This is a genomic window from Tropicimonas sp. TH_r6 (assembly GCF_033101155.1).
Classification (GTDB): Bacteria; Pseudomonadota; Alphaproteobacteria; order Rhodobacterales; family Rhodobacteraceae; genus Tropicimonas.
The window spans coordinates 61,022-77,871 of the sequence record NZ_JAWMPX010000023.1 but is presented as its reverse complement, the minus strand read 5'-3'; the positions used below and the strand labels follow the sequence as shown (position 1 = coordinate 77,871).

The 16,850-nt window shown below is 61.4% G+C and carries 15 protein-coding genes and 2 pseudogenes; 7 read left to right on the top strand and 10 right to left on the bottom strand.

Going from position 1 to position 16,850, the window contains the following annotated elements:
* The 3 genes from R3X27_RS19105 to R3X27_RS19095 all read right to left on the bottom strand — a co-directional run.
* On the bottom strand, nt 1-407 hold a 407-nt coding region (locus R3X27_RS19105), incomplete at its 3' end, for a DUF6173 family protein (RefSeq protein WP_317710481.1).
* A gap of 17 nt (nt 408-424) precedes the next feature.
* Nucleotides 425-1,375: an MBL fold metallo-hydrolase gene (locus R3X27_RS19100; protein ID WP_317710480.1), complete on the bottom strand. Its 951-nt coding sequence runs from the start codon at nt 1,373-1,375 to the stop codon at nt 425-427.
* Between the two features lie 96 nt (nt 1,376-1,471).
* Nucleotides 1,472-3,181: an acyl-CoA dehydrogenase gene (locus R3X27_RS19095; protein WP_317710479.1), complete on the bottom strand. Its 1,710-nt coding sequence runs from the start codon at nt 3,179-3,181 to the stop codon at nt 1,472-1,474.
* 130 nt (nt 3,182-3,311) lie between these two features.
* Here R3X27_RS19095 and R3X27_RS19090 point away from each other — a divergent pair, with 130 nt between their 5' ends.
* Entirely contained in the window at nt 3,312-4,250 is a 939-nt protein-coding gene (locus tag R3X27_RS19090; RefSeq protein ID WP_317710478.1) for an L-threonylcarbamoyladenylate synthase, read from the top strand.
* A 26-nt stretch (nt 4,251-4,276) separates the two neighbouring features.
* Here R3X27_RS19090 and R3X27_RS19085 read toward each other — a convergent pair whose 3' ends face one another.
* Nucleotides 4,277-4,843 (bottom strand): TlpA disulfide reductase family protein, encoded by a 567-nt coding sequence (locus R3X27_RS19085; protein WP_317710477.1) that lies wholly within the window; start codon nt 4,841-4,843, stop codon nt 4,277-4,279.
* A gap of 26 nt (nt 4,844-4,869) precedes the next feature.
* Here R3X27_RS19085 and argH point away from each other — a divergent pair, with 26 nt between their 5' ends.
* From argH to R3X27_RS19070, 3 genes are read left to right on the top strand one after another with little or no spacing between them, the layout of a single operon-like run.
* Nucleotides 4,870-6,270, top strand: a complete 1,401-nt coding sequence (gene argH, locus R3X27_RS19080; protein ID WP_317710476.1) for an argininosuccinate lyase — start codon at nt 4,870-4,872, stop codon at nt 6,268-6,270.
* The gene (locus R3X27_RS19075; protein WP_317710475.1) at nt 6,267-6,527 is read left to right on the top strand and encodes a hypothetical protein; all 261 of its coding nucleotides are present in this window, start codon (nt 6,267-6,269) and stop codon (nt 6,525-6,527) included. Before argH ends, R3X27_RS19075 begins: the two co-directional genes overlap by 4 nt.
* Nucleotides 6,518-6,685: an argininosuccinate lyase gene (locus R3X27_RS19070; RefSeq protein WP_317710474.1), complete on the top strand. Its 168-nt coding sequence runs from the start codon at nt 6,518-6,520 to the stop codon at nt 6,683-6,685. Before R3X27_RS19075 ends, R3X27_RS19070 begins: the two co-directional genes overlap by 10 nt.
* Before the next feature lie 7 nt (nt 6,686-6,692).
* On the opposite strand, the gene R3X27_RS19065 is transcribed toward R3X27_RS19070, so the two are convergent.
* Nucleotides 6,693-7,412, bottom strand: coding sequence for a lysophospholipid acyltransferase family protein (locus R3X27_RS19065; RefSeq protein ID WP_317710473.1), 720 nt, complete (start codon nt 7,410-7,412; stop codon nt 6,693-6,695).
* Between the two features lie 219 nt (nt 7,413-7,631).
* On the opposite strand from R3X27_RS19065, the gene lysA reads away from it, so the two are divergent.
* From lysA to R3X27_RS19050, 3 genes and pseudogenes are all read left to right on the top strand, one after another.
* Nucleotides 7,632-8,900, top strand: a complete 1,269-nt coding sequence (gene lysA / locus R3X27_RS19060) for a diaminopimelate decarboxylase (RefSeq protein WP_317710472.1) — start codon at nt 7,632-7,634, stop codon at nt 8,898-8,900.
* Nucleotides 8,901-8,948: 48 nt separating this feature from the next.
* Nucleotides 8,949-11,537 (top strand): TIGR02302 family protein, encoded by a 2,589-nt coding sequence (locus R3X27_RS19055; protein WP_317710471.1) that lies wholly within the window; start codon nt 8,949-8,951, stop codon nt 11,535-11,537.
* Nucleotides 11,538-11,578: 41 nt separating this feature from the next.
* Nucleotides 11,579-12,340: pseudogene (locus R3X27_RS19050) on the top strand (IS5 family transposase); the annotation flags it as partial.
* 71 nt (nt 12,341-12,411) lie between these two features.
* Here the strand turns inward: R3X27_RS19050 and R3X27_RS19045 are convergent.
* The 5 genes and pseudogenes from R3X27_RS19045 to R3X27_RS19025 form a co-directional block, all read right to left on the bottom strand.
* A pseudogene (locus tag R3X27_RS19045) lies at nt 12,412-13,683 on the bottom strand (IS3 family transposase).
* A 120-nt stretch (nt 13,684-13,803) separates the two neighbouring features.
* A complete protein-coding gene (locus tag R3X27_RS19040) occupies nt 13,804-14,589 on the bottom strand; it encodes a DUF1217 domain-containing protein (protein WP_317710470.1) in 786 nt (261 codons plus the stop codon).
* Nucleotides 14,586-14,990 carry a flagellar biosynthesis repressor FlbT gene (gene flbT, locus R3X27_RS19035; protein WP_317710469.1) on the bottom strand — a complete coding sequence of 135 codons (405 nt, stop codon included), beginning with the start codon at nt 14,988-14,990 and terminating at the stop codon, nt 14,586-14,588. The genes R3X27_RS19040 and flbT overlap by 4 nt, the downstream gene beginning before the upstream one ends.
* The gene (gene flaF / locus R3X27_RS19030; protein WP_317710468.1) at nt 14,987-15,364 is read right to left on the bottom strand and encodes a flagellar biosynthesis regulator FlaF; all 378 of its coding nucleotides are present in this window, start codon (nt 15,362-15,364) and stop codon (nt 14,987-14,989) included. Before flaF ends, flbT begins: the two co-directional genes overlap by 4 nt.
* Nucleotides 15,365-15,450: 86 nt before the next feature.
* The gene (locus R3X27_RS19025) at nt 15,451-16,737 is read right to left on the bottom strand and encodes a flagellin (protein WP_317710467.1); all 1,287 of its coding nucleotides are present in this window, start codon (nt 16,735-16,737) and stop codon (nt 15,451-15,453) included.
* Nucleotides 16,738-16,850 lie beyond the last annotated feature (113 nt).

Genomic DNA, 16,850 nt, shown 5'->3' with positions numbered 1-16,850 from the left:
ACCAATCGAAACCCGATCCGACGCGCAGGCGATCCCTCAGTTACAAGCGGAAGCGCACGAAGAATGACATTCAACTGGCTGACATGCTGGATTAGCTGGGTCCGAGTCCCGTCACCGTCCGATCCGTAAAACGTGACAATGTCTGGATCGAAATAGCCTATCCCCTCGATCCGAAGGACGCCTGCGCTTGAGCCGGTGAAACCGATCGCAACTTCGTGGTCGGCGTCCAGTTGGTCCTCAAAGTTCTTGATGTAAAGGATCAACCTCTCATATGCCCATTTCGCGGGGCTCTTGGTTTCGGGCGCAGAGCACACTTTCTCGGGGAGAGGATCCGCCTCGACACTGCGCACGGATGGGTCCGCATGAACCGCATGGGCTCGCGGGGTTTCATTCTGGTCTTGTGTCATCGCTCCTCCGCTCTCTGTCAGGCCTTGCGCCAGAGCCAGGCGCCGTCAGCGCGGCGGTCCCGGTTTATAAGCCCTTCCTTCAACAGATGATTGAGGTGTCCAATGGATTCCACAAGAGCCAAGCCATATTCACCGGGGCCAATTTCTCGCTTGAACAGCGGCGAAAAGCAATCATGCGCTGTGTGCGGTGTTGAAAGATACTCGAGCAGACGGGTCAGAGCGCCGTGATGATTATCGATCAGTTGTTCCAGCCTCGTCGGCAGCCCGGCGAACGGAAGCTTGTGGCCAGGCAAAACCAACTGATCGTCGCGCGCGAATTGCGACAACCGTTCGCAGCTTTCCAGCCAGTCCCCCACCGGGTCTGCGTCCGGTTCGGTCGGGTAAACGCCTAGATTCGGAGAAATGGACGGCAGGAGTTGATCACCACCAAGCACGAGACCGTCGTCCCGGCTCCAGAAGGTTGCGTGTTCGGCGGCATGCCCGTGCCCCATCCGGATATCCCAGGAGCGCCCTCCGATGCGGATGACTTCTCCTTCCGACAGCCGCGTGAATCCAAGCGGCATTGGCCAGACGCAGTCGGCGAAATTGAAGGGCCGATCCGAGACCCGTTGATCATAGATCGCCCGGTCCATCCCGGCGGCGCGGTAGAAGGCCAGGGTCTCCTCCGGCCAGCTCTCCTGGACGTCCAGCGTCAACATGCGGGCATAGAGCCACGCGGTGCGGGTGGTCGCCAACTCGGCGCCGTGTTCGGATTGGAACCAACCCGCGAGGCCGACATGGTCCGGGTGGTGATGCGTGACGATCACGCGGCGCACCGGCCTGTTAGCAAGGGGGCCGGCCATCAATTCCTTCCAGATTGTGCGGGACTTCCGGCTTGAGAAGCCAGTATCAACCACCGTCCAACCATCGCCGTCGTCAAGGGCGTAGATATTGACGTGATCCAGCGCCATCGGCAGCGGCAGGCGCATCCAGAGTACGCCTTCGGCGATGGCGATCGCCTCTCCCGGTCCGGGTGGCGTCTCGAATGGATATCGAAGCGGGGCGCGCGCAGGGGTCAGCACCGCTCAGACCGCTTCCAACTCTTCCACGCTCAGGTCGTAGAGTCCGTCGGCGCCCGCCCGCACCTGCTCGATCAGCGTCCTGTGCTCGGGCAGCAAACGCTTGATGAAGAAGGCGGCGAGCTTGGTGCGCGGGCCGGCGCCGCCGTCGGCCATTGCGGCCATCAGGTGATAATGGGCGCCCAGCACGCGGGCGAAAGCGCGCAGATAGGCGACACAGCCGGCGAACCGGTCCTGCATCTCCTGTTCCACCAGCCATTCCGTAACTTCGCGGAAATTCTCGGCCGCGTTGAAAACCGGCTTGGCGAGGTCCGGCAGCGTGCTGCGGGCGGTCTCGGCGAAGGATTCGACCTCGTCGAGCAGCGCATAGGCTGCCGCCCCGCCATCCATCATCTTGCGCGCGACGAGATCCATTGCCTGAATTCCGTTCGTACCTTCGTAGATCTGGGTAATCCGGACATCGCGGGCGAATTGCGCCGCACCAGTTTCCTCGACATAGCCCATGCCGCCATGCACCTGCATCCCCATCTGGGCGACCTCATGGCCGATATCTGTGCCATGCGCCTTGGCGATCGGTGTCAGGAGTGCTGCGCGCGCGGTCCAGTCCGCGTCGCCGGTCGCGCTATCCATGTCGATGGCAATTGCGTTGGCCAGCGAAATTGCGCGGGCGGCAAAGGTCTCAGCTTTCATCGTGGTGACCATCCGGCGGACATCGGCATGTTCGATGATCGTTCCCGTTCCGCCCACACGCCCCTGAACCCGGTCCAGCGCGTATTCGATCGCCTTTTGCGTGGCGGATTCGGCCAGTCCGATCCCCTGCGCGGCAACGCCAACCCGCGCATTGTTCATCATGGTGAACATCGCGGCCATCCCGCCATTCTCCTCGCCCACGAGCCAGCCTTTGGCTGCGTTGAATTCCATGACGCAGGTCGGCGAGCCGTGGATGCCCAGCTTATGTTCGATGGAGACGACCTTGAGGCTGTTGGCGAGGCCCGGATTGCCGGCGTCGTCGGGCAGTTCGCGCGGCACCATGAAGAGCGAGATCCCCTTCGTGCCCGGCTGGGCCTCGGGCAGGCGGGCGAGGACGAGGTGACAGACATTCCCGACGAAATCGCAATCGCCCCAGGTGATGAAGATCTTCTGGCCGGTGATGGAGTAGGTCCCGTCCCCGTTGGGTTCGGCCTTTGTCGTCAGCGCGCCGACATCGGAGCCGGCTCCCGCTTCTGTCAGGTTCATCGTCCCGGACCACTCGCCGGAGATCAGCTTTGGTAGATAGAGCGCCTTGATCTCGTCGGATGCATGAGCAGAAAGCGCCTCGATCTGGCCCTGCGTCAGCAGCGGTTGCAATTGCAACGCCAGGCAAGCAGAGGACATCATGTCGTTGATCGCTGTCTGTAGCGTGAGAGGTAGCCCCATTCCGCCCTGCTCGACCGGCGCCGAGACGCTGACCCAACCGCCCTCGGCAATCGCCTTGAACGCCTCCGCAAAGCCCGGCGCGCCCCGCACCCGCCCGTTCTCCAGTACCGAGTGATGTTCATCCCCCGCTCGGTTCACCGGCGCGATCACCTCTTCGCAGAGCTTGCCGGCCTCGGTGAGAATTGCTGCGGTCATGTCCTCGGTCGCCTCGGCGAAACGGTCCGTCTCCCGAAGCTGGCCGAAGCCCACGACATTTTCGAGCAGGAAATGGAAATCGGTCAGCGGAGCACGGAAAGGCATTGGGTCACCTCAGTTTGCGGCCTTGGCAGGGCGGATTGGGGGCGGTATCACCCTTGGGTCTGATACAATCTATCTCTTGCAGCGCTGCGCGACAAAGACGGACGCAGCGTCACGAATTCACAAGGATGCCATGACTGAACGTCTCGCCGCCGATACGGCCGGATTGGACCGCGCAGCTGAGCTTCTCGCAAATGGGGATCTTGTCGCATTTCCGACCGAAACCGTCTACGGACTTGGCGCCGATGCGCGCCAAGGGGCGGCAGTTGCACGGATATACGAGGCAAAGGGCCGGCCGAGCTTCAACCCGTTGATCGTGCATGTCGCCGATCTCGCCATGGCGGAAAGGTATGGTTGCCTTTCGCCAGAAGCCTGGGGGTTGGCAGATGCGTTCTGGCCTGGCCCGCTGACGCTCGTTGTTCCGATTGCGGAAGGCTCGGGTCTGTCGGAGCTTGTCACTGCGGGGCTGTCGACCATTGGCCTGCGCGTCCCGCGTGGTGAGACGGCACAGGCCCTCCTGCGCCGTTTTGATGGTCCGGTCGCGGCGCCGTCGGCCAATCTGTCCGGCAAGATCAGCCCGACGCGGGCCGAGCATGTGCTGGACGGGCTTGAGGGCCGGATTGGCGCCGTTCTCGATGGCGGCGCGGCAGAGGTGGGCGTCGAGTCGACGATCATCGGTTGCTACGACACGCCCCGCCTGTTGCGTCCGGGCGGGCTTCCGACGGAGATTATCGAGGCCGCGCTTGGGCGTCCGCTGGCCCACGCTCCCGAGGCGAACACGCCCAATGCACCCGGTCAGTTGCCGTCCCATTACGCGCCGGACGCGCCCGTCCGCCTCAATGTCACCGAGCCCGGCGAGGCGGAATGTCTGATAGGCTTCGGACCGGACGCGCCGCATGACTGCCTCAACCTGTCTGTTTCCGGCGATCTCGTCGAGGCGGCGGCGAATCTCTTCGAGTATTTGCGCAAGGCTGACGCTTCCGGGCGCAGGATCGCCGTTTCGCCGGTTCCGGATCACGGGCTCGGGCGGGCGATCAATGACCGTCTCGCCCGCGCCGCCGCACCGCGCTGAGTTCGCGCCGCCGGACTGCCGATCGGTCAACCGCCCGTGGAGAGCGCCTGAAGGATCGCCAACGTACTCTCGCTGTGCCAATCGGCGTCCCCGATGAGCCGCCCGACCTCTTCGCCTTGCGGATTGAGGATCACGGTCACGGGCAAGCCCATGACGCCATAAGCGCGGGCCAGCTTCTGCTTCGGGTCGCGGTGGCGCGCCAGGTTGGAAATGTCCTCTTCCTCGAAGAACCTGTCAATGGCCGCAGGCGGGTTGCGGCCGGTGGCGATGGTCACGACCTCGACCGGGCTGTCCGACATCGTCTCCTGAAGGGCAGAGAGCGTCGGCATTTCCTTCCGGCAGGGGGCGCACCAGGTGGCCCAGAAATTCACCACGCGCCAGGTCTCGCCATCCACTTCAAGCGTGAGCGGCGCATCGGCCGTGTCGGTGACGGCCAGAGGAACGGCCGGTTTCGCGCTCTCGTGCAGCACGAGCTTCTTCATGTCGCCATCGCGCAGCGCGGAAATCGTTGCCAGGTCAGCCGGATCCGCACGCCCGGGATTTGCCAACAGGGCGAGGCCCGTATAGACCAACGCGGTCAAGAGATGCTTCATTTTCAATCCTTCCGGGGTCCGAGACAATGACCGATGCCAAGAGCCAGGCCGCCAACCAGATGTGGGGCGGGCGTTTTTCCACCGGGGTAGATTCGATCATGGAGGCGATCAATGCCTCGATCGATTTCGACCGCCGACTGGCCCGACAGGATGTCGAGGGTTCCCGCGCCCATGCTGCGATGTTGGCCGCGCAAGGCATCCTTACGGATAATGACGCGGCGGCCATTCGGGAAGGGCTGCTCACGGTCTTGTCAGAGATCGAAAGCGGCGATTTCGAGTTCTCGAGGGCGCTGGAGGACATTCACATGAATGTCGAGGCCCGGCTGAAAGCACTGATCGGCGAACCGGCGGGGCGCCTGCACACGGCGCGTTCGCGCAACGACCAGGTAGCGACTGATTTCAAACTCTGGGTGCGCGACCAATATGATGCTGCGATCTCCGGGGTCGAGGCGCTGCAGCGCGCGCTGCTGGCGCAGGCCGAGGCTGGGGCCGATTGGGTCATGCCGGGCTTTACCCATTTGCAGGTGGCGCAGCCGGTGACCTGGGGCCATCATATGATGGCCTATGTCGAGATGCTGGGGCGCGATGCTTCCCGCCTGCGCGACGCGCGGGCGCGGATGAACGAGAGCCCGCTCGGCGCAGCGGCGCTGGCGGGCACTTCTTTCCCGATCGATCGCCATGCGACGGCCGAGGCGCTCGGCTTCGACCGGCCGGCTGCGAACTCGCTTGACGCGGTGGCGGATCGAGATTTCGCACTGGAGTTCCTGTCCTCTGCCTCGATCTGCGCCATGCATCTGAGCCGGCTGGCAGAAGAGCTGGTGATCTGGTCCTCCGCGCAGTTCCGCTTCGTGACCCTGTCGGACGCCTTTTCGACCGGCTCCTCGATCATGCCGCAGAAGAAGAACCCCGATGCGGCCGAGCTGATCCGGGCCAAGATCGGCCGGATTCTCGGCGCGATGGTGGGGCTGTTCACGGTGATGAAGGGGCTGCCGCTGACCTATTCCAAGGACATGCAAGAAGACAAGGAACAGGTCTTCGACGCCGCCGACAGCCTGATGCTGGCGCTTGCGGCGATGACCGGGATGGTCTCTGACATGTCCGCCAATCGTGCCGAGTTGGAAGCGGCGGCGGCGAGCGGTTTCTCGACGGCCACCGATCTTGCCGACTGGCTGGTGCGCGAGTTGGGCTTGCCCTTCCGGGATGCGCATCATGTGACCGGATCGTTGGTCGCTTTGGCCGAGGGCAAGGGCTGCGACCTTCCCGACCTGTCGCTTGCGGAAATGCAGAGCGTGCATGCGGAGATCACCACAGCGGTGTTTGATGTTTTGGGTGTGCAGAACTCGGTCGCGAGTCGCAGGTCCTTCGGCGGGACGTCGCCGGAACGGGTACGCGAACAAGTGGGCCTCTGGAAGGAGCGTTTGGGATGAAAGCTGGTATTGTTGTCATTGCCCTTTTTGCCGTGGCGGGCTGCGCAGCGCCTCGGCCGCCGGTAACGGAGCCGGCCGGGACTGCGGAGTCGGCTGGAACTGTGGCACCGACCTCCGGCCCGAGCAGGAGTGTCGATGTTGTCGTCGGAACCAATGGCTCGGCGGTGGCGGTCGGAAGCGGCAACGTGACCGTCGGTGTCGGCACCGGCGGACGGATTGGACGGGGCGGACGAACGGGAGTGGGCTGGTGGTTCTGAAACAGGGTGCAGGCTGGCTGTTGCTGACAGTGTTTCTCGCGGGATGCGGGGCAGACGGACCGCCGAAAGCGCCGCCCGCCAAGGAAAAGGAAACGCCCAAACCCGGTATAACCATCTCGGGCACGGCCTCGGTCGGTGTGACCGGCGGGTCCGGGTGAGCCGGGATCAGTTGATCAGGCCCTCATGCCCCATGCGGCGGTCGGCTTCCAACGTGAGAGCATCGAGATCGGCCTGGAGTTTCGCGCGGAGTTCTTCGCGTGTCTCGGGTGTGATCTTCTTCGGTATGCCCACATCCCATTTGCGATACATCATCACGCCTCGCCCGCCGGGGCGCGGCAGCAGCATCTTGTCCCAACTGTTGATGGTCCGGTAGCGCTCGACGGAATTTGTGTAGAGCCAGATCGGGGCACCGGTGAGCCGGGCCCAGTCGATCGGGATATTCTTCGCGACGCGGGCCGGCCCATCCGGGCCATCGATGGCGAATCCGATCGTGGTGCCCGCGCGGGACATTCTTGCGACCTGAAGAGATGCGGCCGTGTTCGACTTCTTGATCTTCATGGGCATAGTTTCCAGCCCGAAGCGGCGCATCACGCGGCCGACGACCATGCCCGGGATCATTGCCGAGGTGACGACGCAGAACGGACTCCAGGTCGGATCCCAGCCGCGAGCGGACATTGGGAGACGGCCGTGCCAGAGGGCGAAAATGATAGGTTTGCCGCCTGAAACGGCCTCGATCACGTCCTCACGGCCCTCGAACTCCCATTCCGTTTGGCGATAGAGCTTTTCGATATGGCTGGCGATCAAACGGGACGCGGTGCCGGAGATCGCATCGCTGGCGGCGATCGCATCCAGACGCCGTCTGATCCGTTTTTCCAGTGAAGCCATGACCATCTCCTCTCGCCCCGTATGAATTTCTCGCAGTCGCTCCGGGTGGCAGCAAGCGACGGGCGGGCGAGTAGGCGCAATCTGTTACCAAAATGCGGCGCGTTTCGCGCCACGGCCTTTCTCTGGCACCTGCGCCTGCGCACAAGCGCCGGGTGGATTGCTCACGGCGGCGGCTGTGGTAAGAGCGGCGGAAACGAGAACTGGCCGGGAGTGTGGCGCATGGATCATTTTCTCTATCGCGACGGCGCGTTGTTCGCCGAGGACGTGCCCGTGGCCGAGATCGCCGCCACCGTGGGGACGCCCTTCTATTGTTATTCGACCGCGACTCTGGAGCGCCATTTCCGGCTCTTCGACGAGGCGCTGGAGCCGATGCCGCATTTGGTCTGCTTTGCGATGAAATCCAATTCCAATCAGGCGATCCTGAAGACGCTGGCGGCGTTGGGGGCCGGGATGGACGTGGTTTCGGGCGGCGAATATGCGCGGGCGACGGCGGCGGGCGTGCCGGGGGACCGGATCGTCTTTTCGGGGGTGGGCAAGACCGTCGAAGAGATGCGGGTCGCCCTCGAAGGCGGGATCCGGCAGTTCAACGTTGAGAGTGAGTCCGAAATGGAGGCGCTGAACGGTGTTGCCGTCTCGATGGGGCTTCGGGCGCCTATCGCGTTGCGGATCAACCCTGATGTCGATGCGCGGACCCATGCGAAAATCGCAACCGGAAAGTCCGAAAACAAGTTCGGCATTCCGATTGCCCGGGCGCGCGAGGTCTATGCGCGGGCTGCGGCCCTGCCGGGGCTGGATGTGATCGGGATCGATCTGCATATCGGCTCACAATTGACCGAGTTGGAGCCGTTCGAACTGGCCTACAGGAAAGTCGCGGATCTGACCGAGGCGCTGCGCGCCGACGGGCACGAGATTCGGCGTCTGGATCTCGGTGGTGGGCTTGGCATTCCCTATACCCGCAGCAACGACGCGCCGCCACTGCCCAGCGAATATGGCGAAATGATCCAGCGTACTGTTGGTCACCTTGGCTGCGAGGTCGAGATCGAGCCGGGGCGGCTGATCTCGGGCAATGCCGGAATCATGGTCTCCGCCGTGATCTATGTGAAACACGGCGAAGGGCGGGATTTCCTGATCCTCGACGGGGCGATGAACGACCTGATCCGCCCCTCCATGTATGATGCCCACCACGATATCGTCCCGGTCCACGAGCCGGCGGCGGGCGCGGAGCAGGCGCCCTATGACATTGTCGGTCCTGTCTGCGAGACCGGCGACACATTTGCAAGGCAGCGCAACATGCCGGCGCTCAGGGCCGGTGATCTCGTCGCCTTCCGCTCCGCCGGCGCTTACGGGGCGGTAATGGCTTCGGAATACAACACGCGGCCGCTTATTCCGGAGGTTTTGGTGCGGGGCGATCAATTCGCTGTCATCCGGCCACGTCCGAGCTTTGACGAAATGATCGCGCGCGATAACATTCCCGAATGGCTCTTGTAAGATCGCCATCCTTAGGCCCGCGGGGTGCGGGCCGCTGAAAGGAGCGGAATGACCCTTCAGACGGCCCGCGACACCGCGATGCGGCGGCTCGACCGCCCGCTCCGCCTGACCCAGATCGGGATGGCTGCGGAGCGTTTCACTTGGTGTTTCTGGCGTGCGTGGTCAGTCCTGTTCGCGCTTCTCGCGGTCCTCATGCTCGGATTGCACGAACGCGCGCCGATCGAAATCCTCTGGATTGGCGCCTTGGTCTCGGGCGCCGCCTTGCTGTGGTTCCTGTTTACCGGATTGCGCTGGTTCAGATGGCCAAGCCGCGAGGAGGCCCTGCGGCGACTTGATTCGACCCTGCCGGGGCGACCTCTGCAGGCGCTTGGCGATGAGCAGGCCGTCGGCGCAGGGGATGCTGCATCCCAGGCGGTCTGGGCGGCGCATCTGGAACGAATGGCGGCGCGAGCGGCTGAAGCTAAGCGCGTTCCTCCCGATCTGCGGATCTCACGCCGCGATCCCTACGCATTGCGGTACGTTGCCCTGACGGCGCTGGCTGTGGGGATCCTTTTCGGGTCCGTCCTGCACGTGACGACGATCGGTGATGCTGTGAGCGGACCCGGCGGTGACGGACTGGTCGCAGGACCATCCTGGGAAGGTTGGGTCGAGCCGCCCGCCTATACCGGGAAACCGACGCTGTATCTCGCCGATATTGCTGCCGGCCCGCTGGATGCGCCAAAAGGGAGCCGGGTCTCCCTGCGGCTCTATGGCGAGGTCGGCGCGCTGAGCGTTGACGAGACGGTATCTGCGCGGGCTGGCGAGGAGATTGTACCTGCGACGGCCGCGACACAGGAGTTCGACATCCGGCAGGACGGTCGGCTGGCCATCATGGGGCCGGGAGGGCGCGAGTGGCAGGTTTCCATTGCCGAAGATGCCGCGCCCGGCGTGAGCTTCGACGGTGACCTGGAGCGCGAGGCCAGCGGTCGGATGCAACAAGGCTTCCGGGCTCGGGATGACTATGGGGTGGTCTCTGGGCGCGCTGTGTTCACGCTGGACAACGATGGGCTGCCGCGACGGTACGGGCTCGCGTCTGATCCCGAACCGCGACCTGATATCGTGGTCGACCTGCCGATGACCATCAGTGGCAATCGGGCAGATTTTAGCGAGACGCTCGTCGAGGACTTTTCGAAGCACGCCTGGGCTGGTCTGCCAGTCAGGCTGACATTGACCGTTCTGGATGCCTCCGGCCAGGAGGGAAGCTCTGCGCCGATGGACTTGAGCTTGCCCGGGCGGCGCTTCTTCGATCCGCTGGCCGGTGCATTGATCGAGCAGCGGAGAGACCTGCTGTGGACGCGGGCGAATGGTCCCCGCGTTTCCAAGGTGATCCGTGCGGTGACACACCGGCCCGACGATATCATCCGAGACGGATCTACCTATCTGCCGCTGCGGGTCGCCTTGAGGCGACTGGAAGCCGGGATCACGGCGCCGGGTGGTTTGTCGGAGGAGGTCCGGGACGAGGTTGCCGAAGCGCTCTGGTCGATCGCGGTCAAGATCGAGGAGGGGGATCTTGCCAATGCGGCCGAGAGATTGCGGCGGGCGCAGGAGCGCTTGGCCGAGGCGATCCGCAACGGTGCCACCGATAACGAGATCGCGGAACTGATGGAGGACCTGCGCGAGGCGATGCGCGACTACATGCGCCAGCTCGCCCAGCAGCAAAACCAGGATCAACAACAGGAATTGTCTGAGAACACTCAGGAGATCACTGGCGACCAACTCCAAGAACTGCTCGACCGCCTGCAACAGCTCATGGAAGAAGGTCGCACCGCAGAAGCTATGCAGCTTCTCGAACAGCTTCGCCAGATGATGGAGAACATGCAGATTACGCAAGGCCAGCAGGGGCAGGGGGGCGAAAGCGCCGGCGAGCAGGCGATGCGTGGTTTGGCGGAGACCCTGCGGGACCAGCAGGGCCTGTCGGATGAGGCTTTCCGGGATCTGCAGGAACAATTCAATCCGCAATCGGGTGAGTCGGACCAGGGTCAGGGCAGCCAGGGGGACCGAGGGCGCGGGCAGGATCAAGAAGGTGAGCAAGGCGGCGAGGGATCGGGCGACTCGCAACAGGGTGACCAGGGCAACCCCAGGCCGGGCGAGAATGGCGGGCCGGACTCGCGCTCGCTTGCGGACCGCCAGGGCGAATTGCAACGGCGGTTGGACGCGCTTCGGGAGAACTTGCCCGGTGCTGGCAGTGAGGCCGGAGATGCCGCACGGGATGCGTTACGCCGTGGCGGGGAACAGATGGGGCAGGCCGAAGAAGCGTTGGAAGATGGCGCATTGGCGGAGGCGCTGGACGGTCAGGCGCGCGCGATGGAGGCCATTCGTGAAGGAATGCGTAGTCTCGGCGAAGCCCTGGCGCAACAACAGCAGAACGGACAAGGACAACAGCAGGGTCAGCTGGACAGGGGAGGGCAACAGCAAGACCCACTTGGGCGCGAAGCCGGAACATCCGGGAGTTTGGGAAGCGACGACAGTATTCTTCAGGGCGATGATATTTATCGCCGTGCGCGTGACCTGCTGGATGAGATTCGTCGTCGTTCGGGCGAACGGGAGCGCCCGCAGATCGAGTTGGAATATCTCAAGCGGCTGCTTGATCGGTTTTGATCGAAGAAATCACTCTGCCCTGAACTTCGTGCCCTTCAGCCATTTCAGCCTTTATTGAGGCGCAACCGACGGCTTTGAAGCGACGTGGATCGCTTTCGATCTGGTTTGATCCTGAGATGGTCTCGACGCCGCCGCCGAATGGTAGGCGCGGTCGTCAATGCCAGTTCAGCGATACTGCGATACAGGCGTGTCTTAGCCTGACAGTCTTGGTTGGCATACCGCTTCGTCAGACAACGGGGTTTGTCGAGAGCCTTCTGTGGCTGATGGTGCTGGACTGGGTTGTCCCAGATTTCAGCACGCATTGCCGCCGCCAGAGACCATTGAATGTGAACTTGCCATATCGCGGAGGTGCCGGTCCGTTGAACTTGCCCATCGACAGCACTGTTATCGAGGCAGAGAATGAAGGCGAGAGGACCGCACGCAAACATGGCGGCCCCAAACGACGCAACTGGCGCAAGATACATATTGGGATCGACGAGGAAACGCTGTAAGTGTGAGCGGTTGAGGGCACCATCAGCAACGTCGGCGACGCGCCCATGTTGCAGGAGTTACTTTAGCAAATCCTGTCTGGGTAACACATCGGGTCAATGACCGCGGACGGCGCCTATGACACCCGAAAATGCCATGATGCGATTGCCGCGCGCGGTGCCTATGCCGTCAGCTCGCCACGCAGGAATGCCAAACCATGGAAACGCACGAGCTCCGGTGCAATCGCCCGAAACCAAGCGGTCGACGCATCGCGATATCTGGGGCGCGCTATCTGGCGAAAGTGGAGCGGCTACCACCGCCGAAGTCGCGTTGAGATAATCTCTTTCATGGTTTGCAAGCAAACCACTGCCGGTCAGTGCCTGACGTGCCCCCATTGGTCTCTCACTCATAGTGAGAGACTGCAGGTTTGATACTCGTCGGTTTCGGGTTGGGCAAGCGCGCCGGGCGCGGAGTCTTCATTTAGCTCAAGGTTCCGGCGCGCTTCTGCGGGCGTTCGGTTTCCAAGCGACGAGTGTGGCCTGACCTGGTTGTAGTCGTATCGCCAGAGGGCGAGCTTTCGCCTTGCGTCGTCAAGGCTGTCGAATAATTCCTCATTCAGCAGCTCGTGCCGGACCGTGCGATTGTAGCGCTCGACATAGGCGTTCTGCTGGGGCTTGCCCGGATCGATGTAATGCCAATCGACGCCGTTCTTGTTCGCCCATTTCAGGACTGCGCGGCTGGTGAACTCGGTGCCGTTGTCGCTGACAAGACAAGCTGGTTTTCCGTAGACCCGGATCAGCGCATCCAGTTCCCGTGCGACCCGAGCGCCCGAGATGCTGGTGTCAGCCATCAGGCACAGGTTCTCTCGACAGCAATCGTTATTCACCGCCAGAATACGGAATTTACGTGAAGCTCCGAAGGTGTCGGACAGGAAGTCCAGTGATCCATTGACCGACAGGCGATTGCACGCAATCGCCGAGAGGGGGCGTTGATTGGGCCGTGTGGCTTCTGGCATCGGGGTCCTGGAGCCTCGGGCTTGCTTCCGGCCCCGTCGTCGTTTCACCGGCAGCCCTTCCTCTGAGTAGAGGCGATAGAGCTTCTTGTTGTTCATGATCATGCCTATGCGTTCCAGCATCACGCCGATCCGACGATAGCCGAACCGCCGCCGCTTTCTGGCGATGGATTTCATTTCCTTGCAGATCTCAGGGCTCGCCATAGGACTCGAACCAATGGCGCCTTCAATGGCTTGCTCCAGAGGGCGTTCACGCCGGACTGTCTTGGGGGTGACCCCGACAAGTTGGCAGGCCCGGCGCTGCGAGATGTCATGCTCCCGCATCGCCTTCAGCGCTGCCTCTCGCCGCTCCTTCGGCGTCGTCAGTTCTTTCCCAGAAGATCCTTCAGGACCACATTGTCGAGCATCGTGTCGGCCAACAGCCGTTTGAGCTTGGAATTCTCACTCGCCATTGTTGCTCGAACCAATGCGCAACAAGGCTCGTTCCAGGGCATTCAGTCGGCCCGCATCGGACACCTCCATGCCACCGTATTTGGATTTCAGCTTGTAGAATGCGCATTCCGGGTTCAGCCCATGCCTCCGGCACACCTCAGCCGTCGACATCCCGGCCTCCTGTTCCTTGATCATCCCGATAATCTGCGCCTCGGTGAAACGGCTCTTTCTCATGCGTCTGCTCCTGCAAAGGTTGGGCAGACTCTACTTCAAGGTGAGGGAGTTCTCGGGGGGCAGGTCAATCCGTGTGGGGATACGGGAAACCCGATCAGCATCGGAATTGTGCAAAAAAGCCTATCCACCTAGGAGAATTAATGCTGTGTTTGCAGACGTTAAGGACTGCGCTCCGTTTTTCAACTCGGAACGAAGAAGAAATGTGCTGGTCAACTCGTCCTGAAGTTGAGGGTCCAGGTAGTCGCTGACCTCACTGGTTCCGAATGTCTGTTCTGCCTTGGCCTTAAAAGTCTTTAGCTGAACGTCGATGTCCAGGGATGCAAACGAGTCCGGAAGACCCAAAGCGGTCTCGAAGACCGTTCGTAGTGGCGTAGATCCCATGATGGTAAACCATTTCGTATCATTGCTTGTGTCTTCGGAGGCGACGTCCGGTAGTTCGCGCTCGGCATAAAGTGCCAACCGAAAATCTTCATTTTGGTCTCCGACATCCGTTTCAAATTGATAGCTTTCGTAAGCACTAGTAACCTCTTCGGCAAACCCGGAGAGAGTTGTTCGGGGAGGAATGCCCTCCCCAAACCCGAATGCTGTAGAGAACTCCAAGTAAGTTGAATCCGATAGCTTGTTTGCAAGAGACTCCGAGTCGGAAGTGCCTTCCTCCAAGACTTTGCGAATAAAGAAAGTGTTGTTGATGTCGTCGTCGAGGCCGAACGCCCCTAGTGCGACGGTCAACAGCTTTCGATCCGCAAGCAGGTCATCCACGGTGCGTACGTTGCCGATGTTTTCAGAGAAATACTCGGTGTCGCTCTGCAATCCTTGTTTGTGAGCCTCTTGTTGTGTTTCAAGAGTTCTGTTCAGGAAGACCCAACCGGCGTACCCACTTATCGGAACAACGGGCTGAAAGGTCATAGTGGCCTCGAGGCGAACAATCGTTCCTCACGCGGGAGGAGACCTCTCAGTGCTTTCAAGGCCTGGTAGTATTGCCCATCAAGGATTGCGCTCGTCGCAAGATCAAGACGTTTATGACTATCGTCGTCGAGAAGAACCTGGCTCAATTGTTCGATCCCTCGCAAGAGCTGCAATTTGGCTTCTTCAGGATCTGCGTCTCCCGAAAGCACAAGCTGTGCGATGTAGCACACACGCCGGACTGGAGTATTGACCTCTTCGGGATGAATTGCGTCTCGGAGTCGCAAAATGTGCGCATTCGGAGTAACGATACTCAAGCGGCTCCGTCGGTCGCCGTTTTCAATGACGGCTCCATTGATCAGAACTCGTTCCTTCGGTCCCAATTTTAGAACAAGCCCACTCATTCTTTTCGTGCCTCCTGTCCCAGACCGCGCATCATGGCGGTGTTGATATCGATGAGAGGATCGGCGTTTGCGTCGCCACGGAGGATCTTGCTACTGTGGAGGTTCACAAACTGGCGCAGATAGACAATCTGACCCTTCAGGCTTTGGGGAAGCGCGTTGTCCTTGTCAGCGGCATCAACAGCGAGAATTGTCCAAAGGCGCCGGTTTTCGTGGAGAGCGTTCGCTAAGGCAGAAAAGCTCTCAACCTTATCGGAAGATGCCGCCCGAAGCTTCTGCGTGATGCGAGCGAAGGCAGCATATTCGATGCTGCGAGGGGTTCGGACAGCGGTCACGTTGGACCCATAGGCCTTTTTGGCCATGTCTACGGCGTTCACGGAGTTTCCTTCCGTTCAGGATTCAGGGGAGCCGAACTTCATTCGGCAGGATACGGGGCGCGCTTATGCGCGCCCCGGAGGTCGCTTTATTGGAAGAGCGACATAACCGAGCTCGGCGAGGAGTTCGCGATGGAGAGAGACTGGATGCCCAACTGTTGCTGCACCTGAAGTGCCTGCAAGCGGGCAGACGCCTCTTCCATATCAGCGTCAACAAGAGAGCCGATGCCCGCGGTCATCGAATCCGTCAGATTGCTAACGAACTCAGTTTGGGTTTCGATCCTGCTTTGAACTGAACCGAACGCAGCTGCAGCATCCGTTGCCGTTGCGATCATTTCCTCAATTGCACCCAATGCAGCGGTAGCTTCGCTCTCCGTGGCGACAGTGAGGCTTTCAAGCTCAGAAAGACCCCCAGAACCACGAGACTGGGTGAGTTCCACAGCGATATCGGCATTGCTCGTCAGGTTTTCAATCTGAAGTTCGCCGGTGGTCGTTATGTCAAGCTCGATTTCACTCGTATCAAGACCTTCGGATATCAGAGAGTTCTTCAGACCCGCAAGAACGGCGTCTGCCGTATCCCCCTCTTTGACGACATAGTTCCCAGTCACGGAACCAATCGTCATACTCATGGAGTCGCCTTCGATGAGGCCAGTCGCTGTCGCCAAGCTGACCCCGGCAGTATCTTTGCTCAGCGCGACAGCGCCATCAGCGCCGCCTGCAGCAGTCAGAAACGCGCTTCCCAGAGTGATTTCCGTGTAGTCGGCACCCGAACCGGCGGTACCATCTGATGCTGTGAGATCCGTTGAGTTCGAGAGGGCTGCAGCCGTAAGTGTTGTGCCTGCAGTGGTCGAGAGGTTCTGCGCGTCGACTCCGATATTCGAGGCCGTCACGTTACCAGAGGAATCCCGGTCCAGGGAGGACAGGACGTCTACGCCAGCTGCACCGTTTGAGTTTGTGGTCGTCTGGGAGCCGTCAACAAGATTCAGACCGTTAAACTGTGCTGCCCCAACCACCGATTTGATCTGATCGGCGAGAGCTTGGACGTCGTCATTTAGCTTGGTTCGGTCGACGTTGTCGCCCTGAGCGGCAACGACTTTTTCTTTCATCTGCGTCAGCAGGTCCGTAACAGTTTCAGCCGCTTGCGCTGCCACTGCAACGGTGGACTCGCCTAGCGCCAGGCTGTCCGAAATCGCTTCAAAACCGGCGACATCCGATTCCATAACCTTGGAGATCGCCCAGACGGCCGAGTTGTCCTTGGCGGACGCAACCGACTTGCCAGTCGAGATCTGGCTCTGGATGGATTCGAGGTCGTTGTTGATGCCTTTCAGGGTCTGCAGGGCGACCATCGAGCTGGTATTCGTGAGGATGCTGGTCATGTTCGAATTGTCCTTCGAGTGCGGCGTTTTACGCCGGGGATCATGACCGCCGGGGCCAACCCGGCGGCGGTTGCCGCATTCTGCGCTACTACGGTCGGCTCTCTTGCCGAGCG

Bases quoted from the DNA above. Each gene is read 5' to 3' on its own strand.
- R3X27_RS19100 (WP_317710480.1), bottom strand. From the start codon at position 1,375: ATGCGCCTGCCGCTGCCGATGGCGCTGGATCACGTCAATATCTACGCC.
- R3X27_RS19095 (WP_317710479.1), bottom strand. From the start codon at position 3,181: ATGCCTTTCCGTGCTCCGCTGACCGATTTCCATTTCCTGCTCGAAAAT.
- R3X27_RS19090 (WP_317710478.1), top strand. From the start codon at position 3,312: ATGACTGAACGTCTCGCCGCCGATACGGCCGGATTGGACCGCGCAGCT.
- R3X27_RS19085 (WP_317710477.1), bottom strand. From the start codon at position 4,843: ATGAAGCATCTCTTGACCGCGTTGGTCTATACGGGCCTCGCCCTGTTG.
- argH (WP_317710476.1), top strand. From the start codon at position 4,870: ATGACCGATGCCAAGAGCCAGGCCGCCAACCAGATGTGGGGCGGGCGT.
- R3X27_RS19075 (WP_317710475.1), top strand. From the start codon at position 6,267: ATGAAAGCTGGTATTGTTGTCATTGCCCTTTTTGCCGTGGCGGGCTGC.
- R3X27_RS19065 (WP_317710473.1), bottom strand. From the start codon at position 7,412: ATGGCTTCACTGGAAAAACGGATCAGACGGCGTCTGGATGCGATCGCC.
- lysA (WP_317710472.1), top strand. From the start codon at position 7,632: ATGGATCATTTTCTCTATCGCGACGGCGCGTTGTTCGCCGAGGACGTG.
- R3X27_RS19055 (WP_317710471.1), top strand. From the start codon at position 8,949: ATGACCCTTCAGACGGCCCGCGACACCGCGATGCGGCGGCTCGACCGC.
- R3X27_RS19040 (WP_317710470.1), bottom strand. From the start codon at position 14,589: ATGACCTTTCAGCCCGTTGTTCCGATAAGTGGGTACGCCGGTTGGGTC.
- flbT (WP_317710469.1), bottom strand. From the start codon at position 14,990: ATGAGTGGGCTTGTTCTAAAATTGGGACCGAAGGAACGAGTTCTGATC.
- R3X27_RS19025 (WP_317710467.1), bottom strand. From the start codon at position 16,737: ATGACCAGCATCCTCACGAATACCAGCTCGATGGTCGCCCTGCAGACC.